This window comes from Simiduia litorea (assembly GCF_042853465.1).
GTDB lineage: Bacteria > Pseudomonadota > Gammaproteobacteria > Pseudomonadales > Cellvibrionaceae > Simiduia > Simiduia litorea.
This window is the reverse complement of sequence record NZ_AP031497.1, coordinates 1,506,444-1,532,747: the sequence shown is the minus strand read 5'-3', so window position 1 is coordinate 1,532,747 and position 26,304 is coordinate 1,506,444. Positions and strand designations below refer to the sequence as shown.

Below are 26,304 nucleotides of genomic sequence, written 5' to 3'. Positions count from 1 at the left end.
AATAGAAAGCCGGGCCAAGGCCCGGCTGAAGGCCCAAACGATTACTTAACCGCCTGCCCTACTTTAACGATTTTCATGGTGTTAGTTCCGCCTAACACATTCATGAAATCGCCTTTGGTAATAACTACCAGGTCACCATCGTTCACAATGCCACGCTTTTTCAACTCATCGACAGCGCTTTGATTCACCAATTCATTGGCAATCTCTTTGTTATCGAAGGGAATGCTGTGTACACCGCGAAACATGGCCACACGCGCCTGCGTTTCTAGCTGTCGACTAAAGGCAAAAATGGGTAATCCGGAGCTGATACGAGACATCAACAATGGCGTACTACCAGATTCAGTCATACAAATGATGGCTTTTACGCCCTGCATACGGGTTGCCGCAAACATTGCCGCAATCGCAATGGACTGGTCAACCGATGCCAAGCTCATATTGAATGATTCGAGCGACGAATTAGCCTTGGGATGCGTTTCTGCGCCCAAAATAACACGAACCATCGCCTCAACCGTTTCAATTGGGTATTTACCCGCAGCTGTCTCCGCCGACAACATAACCGCATCGGTGCCATCCAATACCGCGTTGGCGACGTCGAACACTTCAGCGCGCGTGGGCATAGGGCTATTGATCATAGACTCCATCATTTGCGTTGCTGTGATTACCACTTTGTTTAAGCGGCGAGCGCGACTAATCAAATCTTTTTGCACACCAATAAGCGCAGCATCGCCAATTTCAACACCTAAATCACCACGGGCGACCATCACGGCATCGGATGCGCAGATAATATCGTCTAGGCAATCTTTGTCGAATACGGTCTCAGCGCGTTCAATTTTTGCCACTATGCGAGCCGTGCCACCGGCTTTAATCAACAGATCACGTGCTCGGTGAATATCGCTAGCTTTGCGCGGAAACGATACCGCTAAGTAGTCAACGCCAATTTTTGCCGCCAACTCAATATCCCGATGATCCTTTTCAGTCAAGGCCGGCGCCGAAAGCCCACCACCTTGGCGATTGATACCTTTGTTATTTGACAGCGCACCGCCAACGGTGACGGTACAAAAAATGCGGGTGCCAACCACTTGATCTACTTCGAATACAACGCGGCCGTCGTCAAGCAATAAAATATCACCAGAGCGCGAATCACCCGGCAACTCTTTGTAGTCAATGCCTACGCCGTTCTGATCGCCAGCGTTGGTGTCTAGTTCCGAATCGAGAAAAAACTTATCGCCTTTGGCTAATTCGATTTTGCTGGTTTTGAACCGAGCAATTCGAATTTTAGGCCCTTGTAAATCACCCAATACCGCTACATGACGATTGTGCTTGGCGGCAAACTCTCGCACCAAATCCGCTCGCAGCTGATGGTCCTCGGGTTGACCGTGGGAAAAATTTAAACGCACGACATCGACACCAGCTAGAATCAAACGCTCCAGTACTGCTGGATCATCCGTTGCTGGGCCGAGTGTAGAAACAATCTTGGTTCTTCTTAACATAGCTATTCCGTAATTCTGTGAGTATGGACTGAGCGCACCGTTCGTGGTTAGCGCTAAGTCGTCAGGCTCCCTCGCCTGTTTATCCGTAAGCCGCCCTTCTAACGAGGCAGCTTTACGGTACTGAACCTTTGTCTTACTTGGCGTTCATCAATGCGATGGTATTATCGAGCATGCGATTTGAGAAGCCCCACTCGTTATCATACCAGCTCATCACTTTTACCCATTTACCTGCCACCTTCGTTTGGGTGCCATCAAATACCGATGAGTGGGTATTGTGGTTGAAGTCAATGCTCACGAGCGGCTCGAGATTGTAACCCAAGACATTCTTCAAAGCGCCGGCGCTGGCTTTTTCAATCAACGCATTCACTTCTTCTGCACTGGTTTCACGGCTAGCCAAGAAGTTAAAATCCACTAAGCTCACGTTAATAGTCGGCACACGAACAGCCATGCCGTCCAGCTTACCTTTCAACTCAGGCAACACCAAAGACACAGCACTAGCGGCCCCAGTCTTAGTAGGAATCATCGACTGAGTGGCACTGCGTGCACGGTACATATCGTCGTGGTAAACATCGTTCAGCTTCTGGTCATTGGTGTAGGCATGTACGGTGGTCATCATACCCTGCTCTATACCAATGGCATCGTTCAATACTTTAGCCACAGGCGCTAAACAGTTAGTGGTGCAAGAAGCATTGGAAATGATTTGATGATCTTTAGTTAACTTGTCATGATTAACACCGTAAACCACGGTGATATCCGCATCCGCTGCAGGCGCAGAAATAATGACTTTTTTGGCGCCGGCATCAATATGTGCACTGGCTTTAGCTTTGCTGGTAAAAAATCCCGTGCACTCATAAACAACATCCACACCCAACTGCGCCCACGGTAGATTTTTTGGATCGCGCTCGGAAAAAATCTGAATCACATCGCCATTGACGATCATCGCGTTGCCATCGACATCCACAGTGCCAGCGAATTTACCATGTACAGTATCGTAACGAGTAAGGTGCGCATTCATCTTTGCATCGCCCAAATCGTTAATTGCAACAATTTGAATTTTTTCCTTCAAGGCGCTTTCATAGAGGGCGCGCAAGGTATTTCGACCAATTCGGCCATAGCCGTTAATTGCTACTTTAATCATGATATTTACCCTTAAATCTGTCTTTTCAATAAATTGGCGTAAATGTTAAACCGCGTCAGATTTTTATCTGCTCTTGGCTTTACGGATATGTCCGATGTCTCTCGGCTATACACTTCTCTCGAAATGCCCTGCTATTAGCGAAGGCATTCACTTCTCACCTCATTCTTCAAATTACTTTCCAGCTGCTGCACGCGCTTCACGGGCCAATTTCTCAATCCCGGCCCAATCGCCTGCACGCATTAACTCAACCGGCGCCATCCAGCTGCCGCCAACGCACACAACGTTGGGCAAACCCAAATAGTCATTCAGGTTTATTAAACTAACACCACCGGTTGGGCAAAATTTCACTTGTGGTAGCGGGCCACTAATGGACTTCAACATAGGCACACCACCCGCCGCCTCAGCGGGGAAAAATTTTAAATAACGCAAGCCGCGCTCCATTAAAGCCATCACTTCACTGGGTGAATTAACGCCGGGTAACAGGGGCACACCGGAGGCAATTGCCGCATCAATCAATGCTGGAGTAGAGCCAGGAGAAACTAAAAATTCAGAACCCGCCGCCACAGCGCGTTCGACATCGGCAGGTGTATTCACCGTACCAGCGCCGACAATGGCACCTTCAACTTCTGCCTTAATTTGCTTGATTGCTTCTAACGCACAGTCTGTGCGCAAGGTAATTTCGAGCACAGGCAGACCACCAGCCACTAAGGCTCTCGCCAAGGGCACGGCGTGCTCAATTTTTTCGATAACCATTACCGGAACCACGGGTGCCGCATTTACAACTCGTTCAATTGCTGAAAACATAATTAATCCAAAGTTACGAATGTTCAGCCAACAAAGCTGCTGCACCGATAAGTGCAGGCTCATCAGCCACGATTAGAAAAACAGGTATCTCTTGTACATAGTGCGACATGACCGCCTTGTCACAAAACCTTTCGACAAACGGGCTTTGCAACAAAAACTCACGCACCCTCGGCAAAATACCGCCACCCAAAAACACGCCGCCTAAGGCACCAACCGTTAAGGCTAAATCTGCGGCTGTAGAGCCCATCACGCCGCAAAACAAATTAAGCGTATCAACCGCCAAACTGTCTTCACCAGACACAGCCGCAGCACTGATAGCAGCAGCAGATTTTGCTGCAACAACTTGTCCACGAACCGCAGCAAGACCTTGATAAATTCGCACTAGGCCTGCACCCGAGAGGAAAGTCTCCTTCGACAGATAACCTTGCTTAGCCTGCAAATATTGACACAGAGCAATTTCTTCTTCGCCACGCGGTGCAAAGGCGGTGTGGCCGCCCTCACCGCTAAGGGGCATCCACGTGTCGCCGACTGGAACGAGCGATGCCATACCCAAACCCGTGCCAGGGCCGAGAATGGCACGGGGTGCATGCTTTTGTTGTCCTGGCTTTATCTCAATAAGTTGCTCGCCCACAAGCGCGCTAGTGGCGTAGGCTAGTGCGGTAAAATCATTAACAATTAACAGTTTGTCTAATGAAAACGCGGCTTCAACCTCGCGCACTGAAAATGACCAGTTGATGTTAGTCATTTCGATACGATCGCCTAAAACAGGGCCGGCCAAAGCAACGCAGACATGACGAACCTTTACGCCCGCCAGATAATCTATATAGGCAGCCAGCGAATCTTCAAACTTGGGGTGAGTTTTGTTTTCAAAGGTTTTTATTGATTCAATGCGATAGTGACCGGTGGCCTCTAACGCCGTCACCAAACCCCAACGCGCATTGGTTCCGCCAATATCGGCAACCACGTAAGGGAAAATGGCTTGATGGTTTTGCGCCATATTCGTTGATGCCAAAGCGCTCATCACAAGTCCTCGTTTACCGTCAAATCAAAACTACGAGCGCCTGTGGCAGCACCGGTCACTTGATTGCGCAGAGCCGCGAACAACTCTCTGCCGCAACCTGTTTGATTCGCGGATAAATCCGGCATAGCCACAATACGTGCGTCTAATACGGCTTGATCAACCAGTACATTTAATTCGCCAGTGGTTGCGTCCAAACGCACTACATCACCACTTTGAATTTTACCGATAACACCGCCGGCCGCGGCTTCTGGCGTGACATGAATGGCCGCAGCCACCTTGCCCGATGCGCCACTCATGCGACCATCGGTAACCAATCCAACTTTGAAGCCCTTATCTTGCAAGCTACCCAGAATAGGCACTAACTTATGTAACTCTGGCATACCATTGGCACGCGGTCCTTGGTAGCGGAGCACAGCGATAAAATCTTTTTCCAGCAAGCCCTGCTGAAAGGCAGAAATAAATTCGGCCTGGCTTTGGAAAATAATCGCCGGCGCTTCCTGCACGCGATACTCCTCTTTCACCGCAGAGGTCTTAATCACACCCCGACCTAAATTACCCTTGAGAACTTTTAAACCGCCGTCGGCGCTAAACGGGTCTGTCGCGGCGCGCAAAACACTGGTATCGAGAGATTCTGTCGGGCCATCAGCCCAAGCCAATTTACCCTCGCGCAGTTGCGGTTCGGTGCGATAAGCCTGCAAGCCTGGCTCGCTGTGAACGGTGAGTACGTCGGCATGCAACAAACCTGCATCTAACAGCGTTGCTATTAAAAATGACATGCCACCCGCAGCTTGGAAGTGGTTAATATCAGCCACGCCGTTAGGGTAAATTTTGGTGAGTGACGGAATCACCGCCGATAGCGCTGAGAAGTCATCCCAGGTTAAAACAATACCTGCCGCCGCCGCCATGGCCACTAAATGCATGGTGTGATTGGTTGAACCACCGGTTGCCACCAAACCTACCACAGCGTTAACAATGGCTTTTTCATCAACAATTTTTGCCAGTGGGCGATAGTCCGAACCGCTCTTAACTAAGTTTAACACTTGCTCACTTGCGGCTGCGGTTAAGGCTTCGCGCAAAGGCGTGTTGGGGTTGATAAACGAACTGCCAGGCAGGTGCAGCCCCATGATTTCCATCAACAACTGGTTAGAGTTTGCGGTGCCGTAAAATGTACAGGTGCCCGCAGAATGATAGCTGGCACTCTCCGCCGCCAATAATTCTTCGCGCCCTACTTTGCCTTGGGCAAACAACTGTCGAACCCGAGCTTTTTCGTCATTGGGCAACCCCGATGGCATGGGTCCCGCAGGAATAAAAATCATCGGCAAGTGGCCGAAGGATAAAGCGCCAATCAGCATACCGGGAATAATTTTATCGCAAACACCCAAACACAAAGCGCCATCAAACATGTTGTGCGACAGGGCAATGGCGGTTGACATGGCGATAACATCGCGCGAAAACAGCGACAACTCCATGCCTGGCATGCCTTGAGTAATCCCGTCACACATAGCCGGAACACCACCGGCAAACTGAGCCACACTACCCTTAGCGGCAATCACTTTCTTAATCGCTTTTGGCGTATCTTCGAAGGGTTGGTGCGCCGACAACATATCGTTGTAGGACGAAACAATGGCAATGTTGGCAACATCAGACTGCGCCAGCAGCTCTTTATCTGTGGTACCGCAGGCGGCAAACCCATGGGCAAGGTTGCCACAAGGCAGTGTTTTACGGTGCGGCCCCTGCTCGGCTTGGGCTTCCATACGGGCAAGGTAATCGGTTCGCGTAGCGCGACTACGTTCGATAATGGTAGCGGTCACTTTGGCCACTACGGGGTTGAGCTTAGTTGTTGCTTCGGAGGTCATGTTAAGCCTTTTACAAAATTCATTGACGTGATGGGCTATTTCGCCCAGTAAACATCCAGATCAACCTGCTGCTGTTGTAGCACCGCGGCGACGGGCATATCACTGATGTTCTTCATTGTTTTTGCCTGTTGATAGACCGCGAGCTTATCTTCGCCGGTGATCAACAAAATTAATTTTTGGCTGTTTAGAATGCCATTCAGCGACAAGGTCATTCGGTCAACCAACTCACCGGTGACCGCGCTCTGCTTGGCTGTAATCGCCACGCAGTTGGGCGCTGAATCGGCCAGTGCCGCCTCTAATCCCTCGGCGTTGGGAAACAATGACGCGGTGTGCCCATCGGGCCCCATACCTAACACTGTGACGGCAAAAGGTTGGTGCAATTGTTGATAAGCTTGATTAACCGCTGTAACCGCTGCTTGGGGTTTAGCATCCGGTGTTTTCATGCCAATCACTTGCTGAGTTGGAAAACAGTTGCGCAACAGGGCCTCATTACTCCCTTTGTGCTCCAAAGCAACCCAGCGGTCATCCACCAGCGCCACTTGCACGCGTGGATCCAACACCTTACCCAAGGCTTCATACACGGGCCCAGGTGTGCTGCCACCCGACAACAGTAAGCTAGCCTTACCAGCCGTTGCTAGCGCCACATCGACCTGCGCCAACAAGTCCTGTTCTAACTGCGCCTGCAGCGCCTGCTTTGATTCAAAAAAATATTCTTTAATCACAACTTAATCCTGCACATGCCATTGGCGGTTATCGTCTGCCATTAAATCTTCCGAAGATTCAGGGCCATTAGTGCCCGCGGCGTAATAAGACAGCGGCGCCAAATTCTTCTTCCAACCGGCAATAATGGGGTCGGCCCAACGCCAGGCGTAATCCACTTCTTCTCGGTGTACAAACAGCGTTCCATTACCCGTCATAGCATCCAACATCAAGCGCTTATAAGCGTCGGCCACAGGTGCATTGCACTCAGCCGCCAAATCAATTTCAAACTCAATGGGGCGCAGTTTTACATCGGCGCTGGCGATATCTTTGCTCATCAAATTGATATAGATGTGCTCTTCCGGCTGCAGACGAATAACTAATTGATTATTTTGCTCGGAGCCAAAAAGGGAATGAGTAACAGGTTTGAATTGAATGACCATTTCGGCGTAGCGACCACTCATGCGCTTACCGGTGCGCAAATAGAAAGGTACGCCCTTCCAGCGCCAATTATCGACAAAGGCGCGAATTGCAACAAAGGTTTCTGTCCTACTTGGCTTGCCAAGATCGCCAATATAGCTGTCAACCGCCTTACCACCGGCCTCACCATCGACATATTGTGCGCGTACCGTGTGCTTGCCAATGTCCTCGCCGGTAATTTTTCGAAGCGAACGCAACACTTTTATTTTTTCACTGCGCACACTATCGGCATCTAACGCATTGGGTGGATCCATGGCAACAAAACACAATAACTGCAACAAATGGTTTTGCACCATGTCGCGCATAGCGCCGGCGCCATCGTAGAAACCACCCCGGCTTTCTACGCCTACAGATTCGGCGAGAGTAATCTGCACGTGATCAATGGAATTAGCGTCCCAAATATTCTCAAACATGCGGTTGGCAAAACGCAGCGCCAATAAATTCTGAACTGACTCTTTACCTAGGTAATGATCGATTCGAAAAACTTGTGATTCAGTGAAGTAAAGTGCGATTTCGCTATTGATAGCTTCCGCTGATTCGCGATCGTAACCCAAGGGTTTTTCTACGATAACCCGCGCGCGCTCGCTGACTAAATCCAAACTCGACAAGGTGGCGCAGACGCCACCAAACAGCGACGGCGGTATGGCAAGATAATAAACCGGTGTCGCCTCTGAAGCCTTGAGCAGCTCGGCCATATCGCGCCAACTGGCCACATCACTGAGGTCTACATTAACGATAAACAAACGCTCGGCAAATTTCGCCCACGTCGATTCTTCAAACTCGCCCGGCCGCAAAAACTTCTGCAACGCATTTTTGACTGTCTGTACGAATTCCTCTTGCGTGGTGCTACCACGGCTGGTCGCTAAAACGCGCGAACCCTCGACCATCCGGCCCTCTTCTTCGCAACGATACAGCGCAGGCATAAGCTTGCGCATCGATAGATCGCCGGTACCACCAAATATCACCCAATCTGTCGCTTGCAATTGAAACCCCTTAAATTATTTCTGCACCTGCTTACCCACTTACCCACTACCCGACCCAGCCAAATAACCACTCTGTTTGCGGGAATGGCAGCATAGGACACTAAGGGGAAGCATAATTATTAATTGACAGCGCTGTCAATGATATAGCAGACGCAATAAGCGGTTTTGGCGATTCATACGTATGCAGGGCTGTCTTTTATATGTTCAAGCCCACTAACAGCTTGATATGTATCGAGGACCATTATGCCACAATTAGCTAGCAGACAAAGCCCCATTATTGCCGCTGAGACCGACAAAACCCACACATTATCATTGACAGCGCTGTCATTTTAACTCAAAGTCACGCCACTAACGATGAAAAGCTACGTCTAAAACTTAGAAACTGATGACGGCGCTATCAAATACTGTTAGAGTTCATATGACTATAAGCATAAGATTTTAGGAGCGTGACACATGGCCAGTACGACAGAAAGTGCGAGCTATCAGCTATCGAGTGAAGCCCAAGATAAGAACTACAATGTGCCCTTGGCGGCACTCACGATCTTATTTTTTATGTGGGGTTTTCTTACCTGCCTCAACGATATTCTTATCCCCCATTTAAAAAGCGTCTTTTCGCTCAGCTACACGCAAGCCATGTTGGTACAGTTTTGTTTTTTTGGTGCTTACTTCGTCGTATCCATGCCAGCGGGCCACCTTGTTAAAAAGATTGGCTTTAAAAAGGGCATTGTCACCGGCTTAATTGTCGCTGGTATTGGCTGCTTGATGTTTTACCCAGCGGCCAGCTTACGTTACTACCCACTATTTCTCGGTGCTTTATTCGTACTCGCCGCCGGCATCACGGTACTACAGGTTTCAGCTAACCCCTATGTGACGGCGCTAGGTCCACAGGCCACAGCATCCAGCCGATTGACCATGACCCAAGCGTTTAACTCGTTAGGCACCACCGTCGCCCCCTACTTTGGCGCCACACTCATATTATCTGCGGCGGTGTTAGGTGCAGAGCAGCTAGCCGCACTTAGCCCAGCAGAGTTAGACAGCCATCGCGCTCAGGAAGCGGCCGCTGTGCAACTTCCGTATGTTGGCTTAGCGCTGACGTTGTTCGCCCTAGCCTGCATTTTCGCGTGGTTTAAGCTTCCTGCCATCACCCCTGAGGAAACGGTGGTACACGGCGGTGACAGCGACACCATTTGGCATCACCCCCATCTCATCATGGGCGCCATAGCCATCTTTTTATATGTAGGCGCGGAGGTTGCGATAGGCAGCCTACTGGTGAATTACTTTGCCCTTCCCGAAGTCGCCAACATGCCAGAAGCGACTGCTGCCGAGTACATTACTTACTACTGGGGCGGCGCCATGGTCGGTCGCTTTATTGGTGCGGCAGTGATGCAAAAATTGAAACCCCAATACGTGCTCGCATTCAATGCCACTGCCTGTGTCATTTTGCTGGCGGTAACCATAATGACCAACGGCAATATCGCACTTTGGTCTGTGTTGGCCGTTGGCCTATTCAACTCCATTATGTTTCCCACAATATTCGCCCTAGCTATCACCGGCCTAGGCCGGCTCACCAGCAATGGCGCCGGCCTCATTTGTCTATCGATTGTCGGTGGCGCCATTATACCGCTCATGCAAGGCATGTTGGCCGACGGCATTGGGCTTCAAATTTCGTTCATATTGCCTTTGGTCTGCTACGTCTATATCGCCGTCTACGGACTCAAAGGCTCACAGCCTCGCTAAGTGTGATGCACCGCTTGGCCCGCACCCTGTGCGGGCTTTTTTTTGCCCGACAAATACCGCCCCGCCCCTGCTACAATAGCCAACCAAAGCTCACCCCTAATGAGAAGCTTGACCCTACATGGGTTGCACGACTTTTGAACCGTCACAGGAATTACTCATGCTGCAAAAGACAGTTACCATGGCCGCCACTAAGCGCGTCGCGCTAGTGGCTCACGACAACAAAAAGAAAGAGTTGGTTGCCTGGTGCAAAAAGCACCATAAAGATTTAGCGCCGCACACACTTTACGGAACGGGAACCACCGGTGCTGTCATTGAGCGCGATGCAGACTTAACAATCAATAAGTTAATCAGTGGCCCACTGGGTGGCGATCAACAAATCGGCGCGCTAATAACCGAAGGCAAGGTAGACTTTCTGATTTTCTTTTGGGACCCATTCGAGCCACTGCCACACGACCCCGATGTAAAAGCGTTGTTGCGGATTGCTGCGGTATGGAATATTCCCGTTGCCTGCAACCCCGCATCTGCCGATGTGATGGTGCACTCAACACTGTTTCGCGGTAGCTTCGACCGGCAAGTGCCCGACTATGAAGGCTACTTAAAGGAGCGGCTGGCAAACTAAGCTTGCATTTAATTTTCCAGTCATAAAAAAACCCGCGTTAGCGGGTTTTTTTATGACTGTATACTTACTTAATGACAATCAAGGCTGGCAGCTAATGTTGGCATCGCTGGCCGACATAGGCAGCAGCTGAATATTCGCCAAAGAGAGGTCAACTTTACTCGCTGCATCAATGGCAAAGGGCGCGGTAATAGCGTCTATCTTAAGCCCGGCATCGACAAAGCACTGTAAATCCACTGAAACTTTTTGCCATTGATTAAGCTCAGCTTGCTTCAACAACCCGCTCATGTCTACAGCACCCCGACAAGCTTCGCCACAATCAAGACGGATTGCAGCAGCGCCTTCCGGTACTGCGTTCACTCGCAAATCAAGTATCAAGCTCGACTTGCTGGCGAGAAAGCCAGAAAAATCGACGCTGATATCCGAGGCAATAACAACCGAGGCAGGTTCAGTACCGGAAAAAATTAACCGCCGTGCATCGTCCTGTAATAGATAATCGTGGCCGGTTAAACTTACCGCGGCAGACTCTGCGGTGTTTGTGGTCACTGGCTTTTTACCTTCGCTATCGACCAAATAAATTTGCCAAGGATCGAGTACACGGCTTTCAAATATGCCCAAAGGCACTGGCCCTTGACCAGACGCTGTCAGATTACGATCTTCGGGTAAGTTACTCAGCAAGGTATCCTTATCGCTGTAAGACAGACCATAACCATAGGGGAATAAAGGTTGGTAATCTTTATCGCCCTTATTCAATACCACTTGGCTTAAATCCTTCGGCCAGCTGAAAGATAACTTGCCTTTAAAATCAACATTAATCGAGCCGTCCGTTTTAGCCATTATGACATCGGCTACGCCTTGCCCCTCTGAGCCCGGCAAAAACGCCGCCACAAAGGCATTGGACTGATTCAATTCAGCATTAACCCACAAAGGTCTACCGGACAAAAAGACCGACACAACAGGGATGCCTTGAGCCCGGAGCGACGTCAATAACTGCAAATCTTTTCGCGTAGCCGGTTGATATTCCAGCGAATTAATATCACCTTGCCACTCGGCATAGGGATTTTCACCAAAAACCACAATTGCAACATCCGGCTTTTCCTCGAACTTACCCTCTTCGCTCAACGTGACTTTGCCACCGGCAGCATCGACCACCGATTTAACGCCAGCGTAAATAGACGTCGCGCCAGGGAAGTCGGCATTGGTATTGCCAGTGCCCTGCCAAGACAGTGTCCAGCCGCCCGACTGTTTGCCGATATTATCGGCACCGTCGCCCGCCATTAAAATATGCTGTTTGGGGTTGAGCGGTAAAATCTGATCTTGATTTTTCAACAACACCAAGGATTCACGTACAGCCTGACGAGCCAGTGCGCGATGCTCAGGGTTGCCGAGCACGTCGCCAACACCGTTAAGTACTGCGCGCTGCTTTGGCGACACACCATCAAATAGCCCGGCACGCATTTTCACGCGAAGAATACGACGCACGGCGTCGTCCAAGCGCGCCATGGGAATCTCACCGCTCTTGGCTTGACGAATCGTGCTTTCTAACAAGTCATGCCATTCTTGAATAGCCATGAACATATCTAAACCGGCATTAATAGCCTGCGCACACGAGGTGAAATCACAGCCGGGCACGAAGCCATGACCGTTCCAATCGCCAACGACAAAACCATCGAAACCCATTTGATTTTTTAAGACTTCAGTTAGCATATGGAAGCTGCCGTGTAGCCGCTCGCCATTCCAACTGTTAAACGATGCCATCACGGTTTGCGCGCCAGCACCTAAGCCAGAAAAATAGCCCTGCGCATGAATATCTCGCAACTCCAATTCGCTAATTTTTGTGTCGCCGCGATCTCGCCCCATATAGGTGCCACCATCGCCGACAAAATGCTTAACCGTGGCCACCATCTTTGAGGGTGAAAACAACTCGCTAGTGCCCGCTTCACCTTGAATACCCTTTACCATTTCGGCGGCAAATTGGCGCACAACCTCTGGGTCTTCCGAATAACCTTCGTAGGTTCTGCCCCAGCGGTCATCGCGAGGCGTTGCCACCGTGGGCGCAAAAGTCCACTGCACACCCGTGGCGGACACTTCGCGTGCTGTAGCAGAACCAATGGCGCGAATTAATTCTGGATTGCGGGTCGCGCCCAAGCCAATATTGTGGGGAAAAAGCGTCGCGCGAATAACGTTGTTGTGACCGTGCACGGCGTCTGTGCCCCAGATAACCGGAATCGCAAGATCGCCGTTGCTGGTATCCATGGAGGCCTGATAAAACGTCTCAGCCACATTCACCCAATCGGTTTCACTGGCGTACTTGTCGTTATTGGGAAAGGTACCGCCGCCATTGAGAATTGAGCCGATATGGTACTGTTTCACTTGCGCCGGAGTTATGTAGCGAATCTCAACCTGTACCAATTGCCCGACTTTCTGCTCAACAGACATCTGGCTTATCAATTCAGTGATTCGAGCTTCCATTTTTGCGTCGGCGCGAATCGGGCTGTTGACCGGCGCCCAATCGACCTGAGCAGCCGGCGCGGGCTGATCTGAACGACAGGCCGCTAGTGCCAATAATAGACACCCTAGGCTCCCCAGTTTAAGCGTGGTTTTCATAACACTGCCTTTGAATTATGCGCTGATATTCAGCCTATTTTTGACATTCATTCGCCCAAACGGGCGCAACGATATTATTTTTATACGTCTCGCATCTAAATATCTAAGGTCTTAACCTTGAAAAATACCGACCACCAGAGGTGGCCGGCAAAGCGAACGAGAGAATACGCAGCCTGATGTACCCATACATCAGATTACCGGTGCTTACTAAACACCCGTGGCTCAAGCCCCTTGAAATACGCATCAAAAAAGGCCCACAACCGCGCCACACCACCAATATAGTCAAAACTACCATAAGAATGCAAGACCCTTGTGACGATATCTTGCATTTGGGTGTTTGGATGTGTGTTTCGTCATACAGTCACTGAACCCTATACTCACTCTAAAAATCAGCCATAGGACGCCGGAATGTTTAGATACCTCGCCTGCTTTAGCCTCTTACTTAACCTGCTGGCCTGCTCTAAAGGCCAACAGACCGCTGAGGATTATCAGTGGCTGGAACACGTGGACGGCAAAGCTGCCATCGCCTGGGTCGATGCCAACAATAGCGAAACGGACGCTAGGCTCGGTAAGTCCGCGCTCTATCAATCCCTTTACCAGCAGGCGCTGGCGGTAATCTCTAGCCCAGAGCGATTGCCAAGTATTCATCAAAAAGGCGAGTACGTTTACAACCTATGGCAAGATGCAGAGCACCCGCGCGGGCTTTATCGTCGCAGCTTAGCCAGTGATTTCATTGCCAAATCTCCCGTGTGGCAAACCGTGATTGATCTGGATGCCTTATCGGCCGCCGAAAATAAGCAGTGGGTGTTTAAAGGCTTAAATTGCCTCGCACCGGAATATCGCCACTGCTTGATGTCCCTGTCAGAAGGCGGTGGCGATACGATTGAAGTGCGCGAGTTTAATGCCGAAACTCTGAGGTTTGTCGCGCAAGGTTTTAATCTCGCTGCGGCAAAAACTAACATCGACTGGATTGACGAAAACCAAGTCTACCTCGGCACCGATTTTGGCGCCGACAGCCAAACCAACTCTGGTTACCCGCGCCAGGTTCGTCTTTGGTCGCGCGGCACCCCGTTTACCGATGCCAAACTTCTGTATAGCGCCGATAAAACCTCAGTTTCCGCCAGTGGCCATCGCTACAAAGATGGTCAATACAGTGTCGATATCATCACCGATGCAACCACTTTTTGGGAATCTCGCTATCACCTACTGGTCAACGGTGAACTGAGCGACATAGCACTGCCGCCAAGCGCAACCATTAACGATTTTATAAAAGGTCAATTGCTGGTTTCCCTGAAACAGGAATGGCAGTTCAACGGCCGGATATTTCCGGAGGGTGCGGTCCTGTTAATAAGGCCACAGGCACTGGTCACGCCAGAAAAAGCAGCGGCCCATGACATTACGCTGCTTATAGAACCGAGCACTGAGTTTATCGTCGAAGAATTACACACAAGCCCAAGGGGCATTATCGCCATTGGGTTAGTGGACGTAAAAGCCCAGGCGCGCTTATACACCTCGATTAACGGCGCATGGCGTTTCGAAGCCTTAGACTTACCCTCGGTAGGCAGCCTAAGCATTGAGACTATCGATCAAAAAAGCGGCGCATTTTTTGCGCGCTTTGAAGATTTTCTTACCCCACCGAGCCTGTACTACATCGACACCAATCTCAAATCACAGCTGGTTGCCGCGCAGGCCGCCAGTTTTGACGCTAGTCAATTTAAAGTCGAACAATTTTTTGCAAACTCTGTCGACGGCACCCGAGTCCCCTATTTTGCGGTGATGAAAAAAGACATCGAATTCAACGGTAAAAACCCAACCCATATTTTCTCCTATGGCGGATTTCGAGTTTCATTAAAGCCGTCTTACTCAGGCTCTTATGAAGACTTAAACGGCGCCTACGGAAAACTTTGGCTAGAGCGTGGCGGTGTATTCGTGCTCGCCAACATTCGCGGCGGCGGTGAATATGGGCCGGCATGGCATAGCGCTGTGCTGTTAGAGAATCGCCACAAAGCCTACGAAGACTTTGAGGCAGTGGCGCAAGACCTGACTAACAAGAAGATCACCTCAGCCAAACATCTCGGCATTGAAGGGCGAAGCAATGGCGGGCTACTGGTAGCAGCGACGATGGTCAGGCACCCAGAATTGTACGGCGCGGTGATCAGCGGCGTGCCGCTGCTCGATATGCAGCGCTACCATACGCTATTAGCCGGCGCGAGCTGGATGGCAGAGTACGGCAATCCCGACATTGAATCGAACTGGCAGTGGCTGAAAGCTTATTCGCCCTTTCAAAATGTCGGCGCTGATCAACACTACCCGCCGATTTTGTTTTACACCTCAACCAAAGACGACCGCGTACACCCAGGGCACGCACGAAAAATGGCCGCCAAAATGAAGGCCCAAGGCCATAGTGTTGAGTATTACGAAAACCGCGAAGGCGGCCATGGCGGCTCCAGCACCAAAGAGCAACTCGCAAAGCGCATTGCTCTTGGTTACACATTATTGTGGCAAACCCTACCCTAGCTGCTGAGCTCTCACGTAGCGAATAAGGCCCGAGGTTGAACCGTCCTGTGTTATGGGCGGTTCTTCTCCCGCTAACTGCGGCTCCAACCTATTTGCTAACAATTTACCTAGCTCAACGCCCCATTGATCATAAGAACACACATCCCAAATCACGCCCTGAACAAATATCTTGTGCTCATACAATGCGATTAAGCCACCTAGGCTTTGCGCTGTAATTTTCGTCATGAGTAAGGTGTTGGTCGGTTGATTACCACGATGCACTTTGTGAGGCGCCAAAGCGCCTTGTTCTGCCTCTGGCAAACCTCGCGCCGCGAGATCCGCTAACACAGCCGGCTCACCCACGCCTTCCATCAACGCCTGGGTTTGAGCCAACAAGTTGGCCAATAGATTAGTATGATGCCCTTCGGCATCCAATACCGGTGTAACTGAGCCAATAAAATCTGCGGCAACTTTATGCGCGCCCTGATGTAAAAGCTGGTAGAAAGCGTGCTGCCCATCTATGCCCAGCTGCCCCCATAAAATCGCACCGGTTGTATATGGAACCTGCTCGCCACGCCGGTTCACGGTTTTACCGTTGCTTTCCATCTCCGCCTGCTGAAGATAGGCGGGTAAGAATTTCAAAGCTTGGTCGTAGGGTAAGATGGCTTGGGTCGGCATGTTTAAAAAGGTGTTGTTCCATACGCCAATCAACGCCATTAACACGGGCACATTATCGCGTTCGGGCGCCTCAAAGAAATGTCGATCAATCTCATAGGCCCCCGCCAACATTTGCTCGAAATAAGAAAAGCCTAAGTACAATGCCACGGGTAAGCCAATCGCCGACCAAAGTGAAAAACGGCCGCCCACCCAATCCCACATTTCAAAACAATTTTCCGGCGCTATACCCATAGCCTCGGCCTTTTCAACCGACGAGGTCACCGCCACAAAGTGCTTTGCTACAGCGCCATGTTCACATGCCCGTTGCAGCAGCCACGCTTTGGCTGTTTGTGCATTTAACATCGTTTCGCGCGTGGTAAAAGTCTTCGAGGCGACCACAAATAGGGTTCGCTCCGGATCTAAGCTGGCTAGCACGCGGCGAATTTGTACGCCGTCTACATTGCTCACGAAATGCACCTTCAGCGTGTCATCGGCGTAGGAAGCCAAGGCCTCGCAAGCCATCTGCGGGCCCAAATTGGAACCGCCAATACCAATACTCACCACGTCGGTAATAGGCTTGCCGCTATAACCTAGCCACTGGCCTGCGCGAACGTCAGCGCAAAAACGACGCATTTTTTCCAGCTGGGCATGCACTTCAAGTGTGATATTTTTACCGTCGACCCAATAAGCGCGGCCGCTCCTATCGCGCAATGCCACATGCAACACGGCGCGCTTTTCGGTGCTGTTGAGCGGCGCCCCGTCCCAAAGCTGCTGGCGCCAAGCGGGAAGATCAACCGCCTGGGCTAAATCGAGCAACTGCCCAAGGGTGCTTTCGCAAAGGTTGTTCTTAGAGAAATCGTACAACGTACTGGCAACCTTACGGGAAAAGTTTGAAAACCGCTGTGCATCTTGCTGAAACAAGTCTGAGATAGGGCGGTCTTTAACAGCTGCAGCGTGCTTGACCAAAGACTGCCACTCGGGCAATTGCGTTCGGGACGTCATAACAATAACCTTATTTGAACAAAAAATGACAACGTTGTCTCATTCTCCCTAAGTGATCAAACCTTGTCAATGTGAAACTCGCTTGCCGCTTGCCACCGCCGACTTAACCTGCAGCAGGTTAAACTGAGCGCAGCCTGAACGGTGTTTCGGCTTGCCGAAGCCCGCGAATCGCTCTACCCTAGCCCCATCATCAAATCGGTATTTTGCAAAAAGGCAACTCAAACCCCATGAAGGCAACCATCAAGGACGTGGCAAAACTTGCCGGCGTTTCATTTAAAACCGTTTCTCGCGTTATCAACCGCGAGCCTAGTGTTGGGCAAGAGCTGCAAGAAAAAGTACTGGCTGCCGTTAAAGAATTAAATTATCAACCCAATTTAGGCGCGCGACTGATGCGCGGTGCTGCCTCGTCGATCGGATTCATTTACGACAACCCCAACAGTAACTATGTGATCGAAATGCAAAATGGCATTTTGAGTACCTGCAGAACAGAGGGCTATGAATTAGTCATACACCCCTGCGATGCTAAATCGCCCGACATCCTTGCCGAACTGACAGAAATGCTTGACCGCTCGCGTGTTGGCGGCTTGGTTTTAACACCGCCACTGTCAGAAACGCCGGCTGTTATCGCCGCGCTAAAAAAGAAAAAAGTGCGTTTTGTCCGTATATTATCGGGCTCCCATGCGCCAGACAGCCAATCGCCCTGCGTCTTCATTGACGATAAAACCGCTGGCTTCGACATTACCCAATATTTAATTGACCTCGGCCATAAGCGCATTGCATTTCTCGGCGGCGATATAGAACACGCCTCCAGTGGCGAACGCCTTGAAGGCTACAAAGACGCGCTGAAAAAAAATAATTTACGCATCGATGAGTCACTCATTTTGCCCGGCGAATACGCGTTTGAATCAGGTATAGAGCGCTCTAAAAAATTATTGTCACTCGCCAACAAGCCGACGGCCATCTTCGCTTGCAACGACGAAATTGCCGCAGGTACGTTGTTTGCGGCTCGTATTTTAGGCGTTTCCGTGCCCCAAGCGCTCTCGATTGTAGGCTTCGAAGATTCGCCCTTTTCGCGCCAAGCTTGGCCCAAACTCACCACCGCGCAACAGCCAAACAGCACCATTGCGCAGACAGCAGCCAAACTTCTCATCAACGATATTCGCTCCCAGCGAAATGACGATAGCGATGCCGCGAACCAAGGCTTCTACCCCAAACTGGTGGTTAGAGACTCCAGCTGCCCCGCCGCACAATAAACTACGCGATAAAACGGGGCTTTACAGGCCCGTTTTTTTACCCCACAATGACAACGTTGTCTTAAATTTATTGGGGAATCCGATGTCCAGCGCGCTAGCCACCATCCAAGCCGAACAAACCTTGATGTATCAAGAAGCCGCATCGAGTGCCGATGTGGTGGCCAACCAACAGAAACTGAACGAAGACGCTATTGAACAAGCGGTAAAGGCTATTAAAGCCTTCAACCCCAGCGCCGTGGTGACCATGGCACGAGGCAGCTCGGATCACGCCGCCACCTACGCCAAGTACCTGATCGAAACTCGCACCGGCATATTGACCTCCTCGGCGTCGCCCTCGGTGAGTTCGGTTTATCTCGCTAAACAGCGATTGCAGGGCGTTTTGTATATTGCTTTCTCCCAATCGGGAAAAAGCCCCGATTTATTAGCCGGCGTTGCGCAGGCAAAAGCCGCCGGCGCGTTGACCTTAGCCATTGTTAATGTCGAGGATTCACCACTGGCACACATGGCAGACCTTGTCATTCCGCTACGTGCGGGACCAGAAAAAAGTGTGGCTGCCACGAAATCTTACATCGCAACACTGAGCGCCATACTGCATTTAGTGAGCGAGTGGAGTGAGGATCAGCTATTACAAAAAGCCTACAAACAGCTACCCCAATTGCTAGCCGCCGCTTGGCAGTGCGACTGGTCCGCAGCGCTCGAAACCTTAAAAGACGCATCTAATTTATTCGTGATTGGCCGAGGCCTAGGCTTTGGTGTGGCGCAGGAAGCAGCACTTAAATTTAAAGAAACCTGTGGCCTACATGCCGAGGCCTTTAGTTCCGCCGAAGTAAAGCATGGCCCTATGGCCATTGTTAAGGCGGGCTTCCCAGTACTCATGCTGGCGCAACAAGACGAAACTAGTGACGGCTTCAATGCCTTGATCAAAGATTTTGAAGCCCGCTCGGCCAAGGTCTTGGTTGCTAGCGAGCGAACACTGGGTCCACTCAGCCTAGAAGTGGTGGGTGGTGCCCATCCCGCGTTGGCACCGCTACTGGCCATTCAAAGTTTTTACAAAATGGCCAACGCATTATCGGTTGCGCGCGGTTACAATCCAGATGAGCCACCACACCTTCGCAAGGTCACGGAGACCCTGTAATGCAACGCTTAACCGCACTCATTAATGCCGTCATTTTTGACGGCGATCAATGGCATAGCGATAAAGCGCTGCTGCTTGCCAACGAAAAAATTCACGCGTTAGTGCCACTAGGTGACTTGGATAAGACTCACTACGATCTGGTCGACCTCACGGGCTTGAAGCTAATTCCAGGACTCATAGACACCCAAGTTAACGGCGGCGGCGGTGCACTGCTAAACGATGAGCCCAGTGTTGCAACACTTTGCACCATAGGTGATGCCCACAGAAAGTTGGGCACCACCTCTTTTTTACCCACCTTAATCAGTGACGATCTTGCGGTGGTAGCGGCAGCGATTAAAGCCGTTACTAACGCCTTGGCAGAAAAAATTCCGGGAGTTATTGGCGTACACTTAGAAGGGCCGTTTTTAAATAGTTTGCGTAAGGGTGTACACAACGCTGAAAAATTTAAAGTAATAGACGAGCCTGCCTTTGCACTACTGACCTCGCTAAAAGCCGGCAAAACGTATGTAACCTTGGCGCCGGAATGCACAACGCCGGCAATGATAAAGCGACTTACCAGCGCCGGTGTCATTGTTGCCGCTGGGCACACAGCGGCGACCTACGAAGAAACTAAACTCGCCCTCGATCACGGATTAAAAGCCTTCACCCATTTATTTAATGCAATGACCCCACTCACCAGCAGAGAGCCCGGTGTGGTGGGTGCGGCCTTAGAAGATCCCAACAGCTGGTGCGGCATTATTGTCGATAATTATCACGTTGCGCCTGCTACGCTGAAGGTCGCCATTGCCGCTAAAACTAAAGGCAAGATAGTACTGGTCACCGACGCCATGCCGACGGTTGGCGCGCGCGAAAAATCCTTTACCTTAAACGGCGAAAAAATATTTGCTAAAGACGGCCGCTGCGCAACAACTAACGGTACCCTAGCCGGCTCAGACCTCGATATGATGAGTGCAGTTAGGAATACCCATGAGTTGTTAGGCGTAGAATTAGGCGAAGCCATTCGAATGGCATCGACTTATCCTGCCGACATGTTAGGCCTGGCCTCGGAGCTTGGACAATTAAAGCCTAACTTTCGCGCCAACTGCATTACAATCGATGACAACTTTAACGTGCATCACAGTTGGATAGATGGTCAGTTAATTCAATACATTTAGTCGCAACATAACTCTACATAGCGCCACCAAAAACGACGCACTAGGTGGTTGTGCGCCACCTATTCTTTCTCGTCGTACCGCCATCGAATTCAATGAACCGGCAGTCACAAATGCGCCTGATAGATAATTAATGAGCTGCTACTATGGGCCAATAATAAAACCCTTGGAGTAGGCATGAAACTTCTGCGCATCTTATCGGCAAGTGTTATCGCACTTACGGTCATTACAATAGCCGCGATCTACCTCATGTTGCGCATGAGCTTGCCGCAACTCGATGGCACGCTGACACAATCCGAAATACAAGCTCCCGTTACCATCGAGCGCGACGCCCAAGGTATCGTAGAAATTACCGGCAAAACCCGCGCGGATATCGCCTTTGCCTTAGGCTTTACCCACGCACAAGAACGTTTTTTCCAAATGGATTTGCAAAGACGCAACGCCGCCGGTGAGTTATCCGCGCTGTTTGGCGAGGCTGCGCTAAACCACGACAGGCAGGTAAGGTTACATAGATTCCGAGCCCGCGCTCAGCGCAACTTACAACACTACCCAAGCCAAGCTGTTGAAATTTTAAACGCTTACAGCAAAGGGGTTAATTTCGGTTTAGACAGTTTGCCGGCTGCCCCTTTCGAGTACACCCTGTTAGGACAAGCACCTAGCCCGTGGCAACCGGAAGACAGCATCTTAACCGTATTCAGCATGATTCTGGTGCTGCAAGACGATCAAGGTTGGTTCGAGCGCACCCGCGGCATTATGGCCGAGTCTCTACCCGCCGACCTCTACGCATTTTTCACTCAACAAGGTGGCCAGTGGGACGCGCCCTTGATCGAAAGTGCGAGTACTGGGACCACTCTACCGCCAGCGCCCATACCAAGCACGGGCTGGTCAGACTTAATGCCTGAATCGACCGCCATGCGCTATGTTCCGATGGTGTCGGAAGATGTGGTCGTAGGCAGTAATAATTGGGCGGTGTCTGGCGCCCTGTCTAAGCACGGCGGCGCCATGATTGCCGATGACATGCACCTCGCCATTCGGGTGCCAAATATTTGGTTTCGCGCCCAGTGGCAACATCCGGATACCGGCCGCTTGGTCAGCGGCGCGACGCTGCCAGGTACACCCTTAGTGGTCGCCGGATCAAACGGTAAATTGGCATGGGGCTTTACCAACACGCAAGGCGACTGGTCCGACGTCATTTTGCTCGAGCTCAACGACAGCAAGGACGCCTATAAAACCGCGCAGGGTTGGAAGCCGTTTGAGCGCTTCCAAGAAAGCATTCACATCAAAGATCGAGCGGCGCAAACCGTCGAGGTCCGTGAGACTCAGTGGGGGCCAGTTATCGGAGAAGACCCAAAAGGTAGGCTGTTGGTACTGAAGTGGACAGCGCACGACATAACCGGTGCCAATATGGGGCCCTATGTGTTGGAATCGGTGGAATCAGTGCACGACGCACTCAAACTCGGCCCCAGCTTCGGCATGCCGCATCAGAACCTCGTCATGGCAGACGACAGCGGCGCCATTGGCTGGACAGTCGCAGGCCCCTTCCCCAAACGCGTAGGCACGGACGGCAGGCTGCCTGAAAGCTGGAGCGATGGCTCTCGCTCATGGCAAGGCATTCGCGGATTGGATGAGCATCCCGTATTAGCCACACCGGCACATCAACGCCTTTGGACGGCAAATGCAAGAACCCTTTCAGATGACGCCTTTAAGATGATGGGCGACTCCGCCTATGCCCTCGGTGCGCGACAGCAGCAAATTAGAGACGACCTATTTGCCGCAGATCGCTTCGACGAAAAAGCCCTGCTCGACATTCAACTAGACGACAAGGCCGTTTTTTTAACGCCATGGCGCGACCACCTATTACAACGGTTGTCACGGAAAGATATTACTGAGCCATCGTTGATTGAAGCAAAAACTCATCTTGAGCAGTGGACGGCACGGGCGGAGGTTGATTCCGTCGGCTATCGGCTCGTGCGCGAGTTTCGATTAAAAACCATCGAGTACTTAACCGCGCCTCTCATTAGTTATATGCAAACGATAGATCCAGATTTCGACTTGGCTAAAGCCAACCGCCAAATTGAATACCCAGCTTGGAGCCTAATTCAAACGCGCCCAACACATTTGCTCAACCCCGATTTTAGCAGCTGGGACGAACTCGAACTGTTCGCCATCAAAGCGGTAGTAGAGCCTTTATATGAGGATGCAAGCTTGGCCGATAATACCTGGGGCGAGGCCAATAAAGTCATTATCGAACACCCCATGGCGCGCTTCGTTAGCCCTATTAAATGGTTTATGTCGATGCCCCACGAGCCGCTCAATGGCGACACGCACATGCCGCGCGTGCAAACACCTACGCACGGCGCCAGCGAGCGATTTGTGGTGTCGCCTGGTAAGGAGTCAGAGGGTATTTTTCACATGGCCACAGGTCAAAGTGCACACCCACTGTCGCCATTTTTTGGCAATGGTCATAGAGATTGGGTTGAAGGCAAGGCCTCGCCTTGGCTTAAGGCTGAAACCCAATACAGTCTCACTATCCAGCCCTAAACAATAAAAAAGGCCTTCAATTGAAGGCCTTTTTTATTATGACGCAACGACACTTAAGCTCGCGACTCTTTTCGCACGGTCACATCTTCCACCGGCGCACTGCTCGGTGCGGGAACCGAAATATTTGCCTGACTGACACTCACCTTATTTTCGAGCGTGTATTCAATAATACCGACGCTGATATTATCCTTGCCACCCATTTCATTGGCTTCTGAGATAAAACGATAACAACACTCCAACGCTGGCCGATGAGTGGATAGAACAAATTCGAGTTCTCCGTGATCGAGATACTCTGTCAAGCCATCGCTACACAACATCAACAGCGAATTTTGTATCAATGCATAGGTATTGATATTAGGTTCAATAAATTCCGTCACACCCAGCGCCCTGGTAATGTGATTCCTAACCCGGCTAGAGCGGGCCTGAGTAACGGTCAGCGACCCGCTATCGATCATCTCTTGAACCAAACTGTGATCGCTGGTGAGCTGGCAAAGACCATCCTTATTCCAGAGATAGGCACGCGAGTCACCGAGATGAGCAATCGTCACCTTATCCTGCCAAACTAACGCCAGTACAATGGTACTGCCCATATTGGCTAATTGAGGGGCGCTTACTTTTGCATCCAAAATGCCGGCGTTTGCCGCGTTTAAGGCATCCAAAATTTTAGAGTGAATAACTAATAATTGCTGGTCAGGCGTGCAGGCCTGAAAGGTACTGGTAGGCAAAGTTTCAAGATGTTCAGTTACACACTTAACCGCAATTTGACTGGCCTTAGAACCGCCCGTATAACCGCCCATACCATCGGCAATAACAACAAAACCCATTGGTAATGAAGGATGATTATACCAACCAATGTGGTCCTCATTTTCATCTCGCACTTGGCCAATATCTGTTCGACCATTAATAGCAAGGCGAATTGCTTCCTTTGGTGTCATCGCACTAATCCAATGTGGCTCCTGCCGCCTCCATCAGGCAACATGCTGCGCTGGCATTCTAGCGCAATACAATTTCAAAACTAAAGTAAGTCCGCCGATTTATAATTGATTCATAGCTCAAAGACGCCAGAAACAAACCGAATAAGTACCATAGAACCACAAACTCTTGCGACAGGTATTTGAAAAATTGTACTGAGGTTTGCGATAATGCGCTCCCTTATAGGGAAGGCTATTCAAAAGGATTCGAAACCAAATAGGGACTGCCTGCCAAGATGGCAAGATTACCGCGACTCAATCTACCCGATATACCACAGCACATCGTGCAAACAGGCCACAATAACCTACCCTGTTTCTTTGATGATGAAGACTACGAGTTTTACTTACAAAGCCTTAAAACCGCTGCGGAACAATATCGCGTCGATATTCATGCTTACGTATTACTACCCAACATGGTGCAATTCATTGCTACGCCTCGCATAGAGCAAGGTATTTCATCGATGATGCAATCTCTGGGTAGACGCTATGTGCAATATGTTAACCACCGCTATCGCCGCTCTGGCACCCTTTGGGGTGGGCGCTATAAGTCTAGCCTTATCGACTCAGAAGCCTATTTGCTGACCTGCTATCGCTACGTAGAACTCAAACCTATGTATTTGGGCTTAGCAAACGAGCCAGGCGAATACCCTTGGTCGAGCTTTAACTTTCACACAACCTTAGAGACAAGTGAGCTGATTAAAGACCACAGGCTTTACACTGAGCTAGGCAAAAACACACGCGAACGAGTACAGGCGTACCGAAAGCTATTTCGCTACGCCTTTGACTCTCGGCTACTCACGTATATTGCGGAAACCGTTAAGCTAGGCCAAGTGTTAGGCGGGGACTCCTTTAAAGACCGCATCGAGCGGATTGCCAATCAACGTGTACGACCACTCAAAAGAGGCCGCCCACGCAAGCAGGACGAACACCCTGCGAAGGCAAACGAGAACAAAACCAGCACAGTTTGAGTTCATTCAGGGCAAATTTACAACAGGATTGGTGCCTATGATGACCTAACCTGAAGCCACCAAATTGCTCGATCGGACCTAAGCGTCGCTTGCCTATGCTGTCTTATCCTAGCTAGCGCTCTATCCAACGACACACTCACATGAATCGTACGTTTAAAACCTCAGCCAACCCATCTCTGCCACATATTACTGGTCGCCACCTAGGTTCAAGCCATGTTAAAAAGCGCGCGGCTGAACCTAACAGCTGACGTAATTATCAATCACAGGCTAAACGCCTAGATAAAAATTTATCGTGAGCTCAGGCCTTAGCTGTTAAAGCCAACCTTTCTACCCGGCGCAACAATTTTGTACATGCATTTTTACTCGCTGCAAGCGATATCGCGTCCTTAGCAATCGATAGACAAGATCACCCAGGGATTCATTGGGATTTAAATCGATCGTGCTTTTGCGAACCTCTGGAACCATTACGTCGGCAACTCCATTAGGTAGTAAAAATAGCGTAAAAAGTGGGCGGGGTATCTTGCCGGCCTAAACGTGAGCAATAAGCGCGAGACAAAAAATTTGTCGATAAATGTAGCACACGCGTGACTAGCTTCAACACTCGATTCCTATGAAAATCCCGTGCCACACTTGCTGCAGCTTGCAGGCTAGCTGTAAAAAAACAATATTAAAAAACGATACGATCTAAATGGTTTTATT

Annotated in this window: 18 protein-coding genes; 8 read left to right on the top strand and 10 right to left on the bottom strand. The window is 50.4% G+C overall.

The window, feature by feature from the left end:
* Positions 1-41: 41 nt before the first annotated feature.
* From pyk to zwf, 7 genes are all read right to left on the bottom strand, one after another.
* On the bottom strand, positions 42-1,490 hold the full coding sequence (gene pyk / locus ACGHTT_RS06730; RefSeq protein ID WP_390594297.1) for a pyruvate kinase: 1,449 nt from the start codon (positions 1,488-1,490) through the stop codon (positions 42-44).
* Positions 1,491-1,623: 133 nt separating this feature from the next.
* Positions 1,624-2,628 carry a type I glyceraldehyde-3-phosphate dehydrogenase gene (gene gap / locus ACGHTT_RS06725; protein WP_390594296.1) on the bottom strand — a complete coding sequence of 335 codons (1,005 nt, stop codon included), beginning with the start codon at positions 2,626-2,628 and terminating at the stop codon, positions 1,624-1,626.
* Positions 2,629-2,799: 171 nt separating this feature from the next.
* A complete protein-coding gene (locus ACGHTT_RS06720) occupies positions 2,800-3,432 on the bottom strand; it encodes a bifunctional 4-hydroxy-2-oxoglutarate aldolase/2-dehydro-3-deoxy-phosphogluconate aldolase (RefSeq protein ID WP_390594295.1) in 633 nt (210 codons plus the stop codon).
* A 13-nt stretch (positions 3,433-3,445) separates the two neighbouring features.
* Positions 3,446-4,453 (bottom strand): glucokinase, encoded by a 1,008-nt coding sequence (glk, locus tag ACGHTT_RS06715; protein WP_390594294.1) that lies wholly within the window; start codon positions 4,451-4,453, stop codon positions 3,446-3,448.
* Complete coding sequence (edd, locus tag ACGHTT_RS06710) at positions 4,453-6,309, bottom strand: phosphogluconate dehydratase (RefSeq protein WP_390594293.1); 1,857 nt, start codon at positions 6,307-6,309, stop codon at positions 4,453-4,455. Before edd ends, glk begins: the two co-directional genes overlap by 1 nt.
* A gap of 35 nt (positions 6,310-6,344) precedes the next feature.
* The gene (gene pgl, locus ACGHTT_RS06705; RefSeq protein ID WP_390594292.1) at positions 6,345-7,031 is read right to left on the bottom strand and encodes a 6-phosphogluconolactonase; all 687 of its coding nucleotides are present in this window, start codon (positions 7,029-7,031) and stop codon (positions 6,345-6,347) included.
* A 3-nt stretch (positions 7,032-7,034) separates the two neighbouring features.
* Complete coding sequence (zwf, locus tag ACGHTT_RS06700; protein WP_390594291.1) at positions 7,035-8,471, bottom strand: glucose-6-phosphate dehydrogenase; 1,437 nt, start codon at positions 8,469-8,471, stop codon at positions 7,035-7,037.
* A 453-nt stretch (positions 8,472-8,924) separates the two neighbouring features.
* Between zwf and ACGHTT_RS06695 the strand changes: the two genes are divergently transcribed.
* Together ACGHTT_RS06695 and ACGHTT_RS06690 are read left to right on the top strand one after the other, a co-directional pair.
* On the top strand, positions 8,925-10,208 hold the full coding sequence (locus ACGHTT_RS06695) for a sugar MFS transporter (RefSeq protein WP_390594290.1): 1,284 nt from the start codon (positions 8,925-8,927) through the stop codon (positions 10,206-10,208).
* A 157-nt stretch (positions 10,209-10,365) separates the two neighbouring features.
* Positions 10,366-10,827: a methylglyoxal synthase gene (locus tag ACGHTT_RS06690; protein WP_390594289.1), complete on the top strand. Its 462-nt coding sequence runs from the start codon at positions 10,366-10,368 to the stop codon at positions 10,825-10,827.
* 78 nt (positions 10,828-10,905) lie between these two features.
* Here ACGHTT_RS06690 and ACGHTT_RS06685 read toward each other — a convergent pair whose 3' ends face one another.
* Positions 10,906-13,431, bottom strand: coding sequence for an exo 1,3/1,4-beta-D-glucan glucohydrolase (locus tag ACGHTT_RS06685; protein ID WP_390594287.1), 2,526 nt, complete (start codon positions 13,429-13,431; stop codon positions 10,906-10,908).
* Positions 13,432-13,839: 408 nt separating this feature from the next.
* Here ACGHTT_RS06685 and ACGHTT_RS06680 point away from each other — a divergent pair, with 408 nt between their 5' ends.
* Complete coding sequence (locus ACGHTT_RS06680; protein WP_390594286.1) at positions 13,840-15,948, top strand: prolyl oligopeptidase family protein; 2,109 nt, start codon at positions 13,840-13,842, stop codon at positions 15,946-15,948.
* On the opposite strand, the gene pgi is transcribed toward ACGHTT_RS06680, so the two are convergent.
* Positions 15,940-17,586, bottom strand: a complete 1,647-nt coding sequence (gene pgi, locus ACGHTT_RS06675) for a glucose-6-phosphate isomerase (protein WP_390594285.1) — start codon at positions 17,584-17,586, stop codon at positions 15,940-15,942. The genes ACGHTT_RS06680 and pgi overlap by 9 nt on opposite strands.
* 227 nt (positions 17,587-17,813) lie before the next feature.
* Here pgi and ACGHTT_RS06670 point away from each other — a divergent pair, with 227 nt between their 5' ends.
* From ACGHTT_RS06670 to ACGHTT_RS06655, 4 genes are all read left to right on the top strand, one after another.
* Positions 17,814-18,839, top strand: a complete 1,026-nt coding sequence (locus tag ACGHTT_RS06670; RefSeq protein WP_390594284.1) for a LacI family DNA-binding transcriptional regulator — start codon at positions 17,814-17,816, stop codon at positions 18,837-18,839.
* Positions 18,840-18,921: 82 nt separating this feature from the next.
* The gene (locus ACGHTT_RS06665; protein WP_390594283.1) at positions 18,922-19,974 is read left to right on the top strand and encodes an SIS domain-containing protein; all 1,053 of its coding nucleotides are present in this window, start codon (positions 18,922-18,924) and stop codon (positions 19,972-19,974) included.
* On the top strand, positions 19,974-21,128 hold the full coding sequence (gene nagA, locus ACGHTT_RS06660) for an N-acetylglucosamine-6-phosphate deacetylase (protein WP_390594282.1): 1,155 nt from the start codon (positions 19,974-19,976) through the stop codon (positions 21,126-21,128). Before ACGHTT_RS06665 ends, nagA begins: the two co-directional genes overlap by 1 nt.
* 174 nt (positions 21,129-21,302) lie before the next feature.
* The gene (locus ACGHTT_RS06655; RefSeq protein WP_390594281.1) at positions 21,303-23,666 is read left to right on the top strand and encodes a penicillin acylase family protein; all 2,364 of its coding nucleotides are present in this window, start codon (positions 21,303-21,305) and stop codon (positions 23,664-23,666) included.
* A 53-nt stretch (positions 23,667-23,719) separates the two neighbouring features.
* On the opposite strand, the gene ACGHTT_RS06650 is transcribed toward ACGHTT_RS06655, so the two are convergent.
* On the bottom strand, positions 23,720-24,601 hold the full coding sequence (locus tag ACGHTT_RS06650; protein WP_390594279.1) for a PP2C family protein-serine/threonine phosphatase: 882 nt from the start codon (positions 24,599-24,601) through the stop codon (positions 23,720-23,722).
* 272 nt (positions 24,602-24,873) lie between these two features.
* Here ACGHTT_RS06650 and ACGHTT_RS06645 point away from each other — a divergent pair, with 272 nt between their 5' ends.
* On the top strand, positions 24,874-25,605 hold the full coding sequence (locus ACGHTT_RS06645) for a transposase (RefSeq protein WP_390594278.1): 732 nt from the start codon (positions 24,874-24,876) through the stop codon (positions 25,603-25,605).
* Positions 25,606-26,304 lie beyond the last annotated feature (699 nt).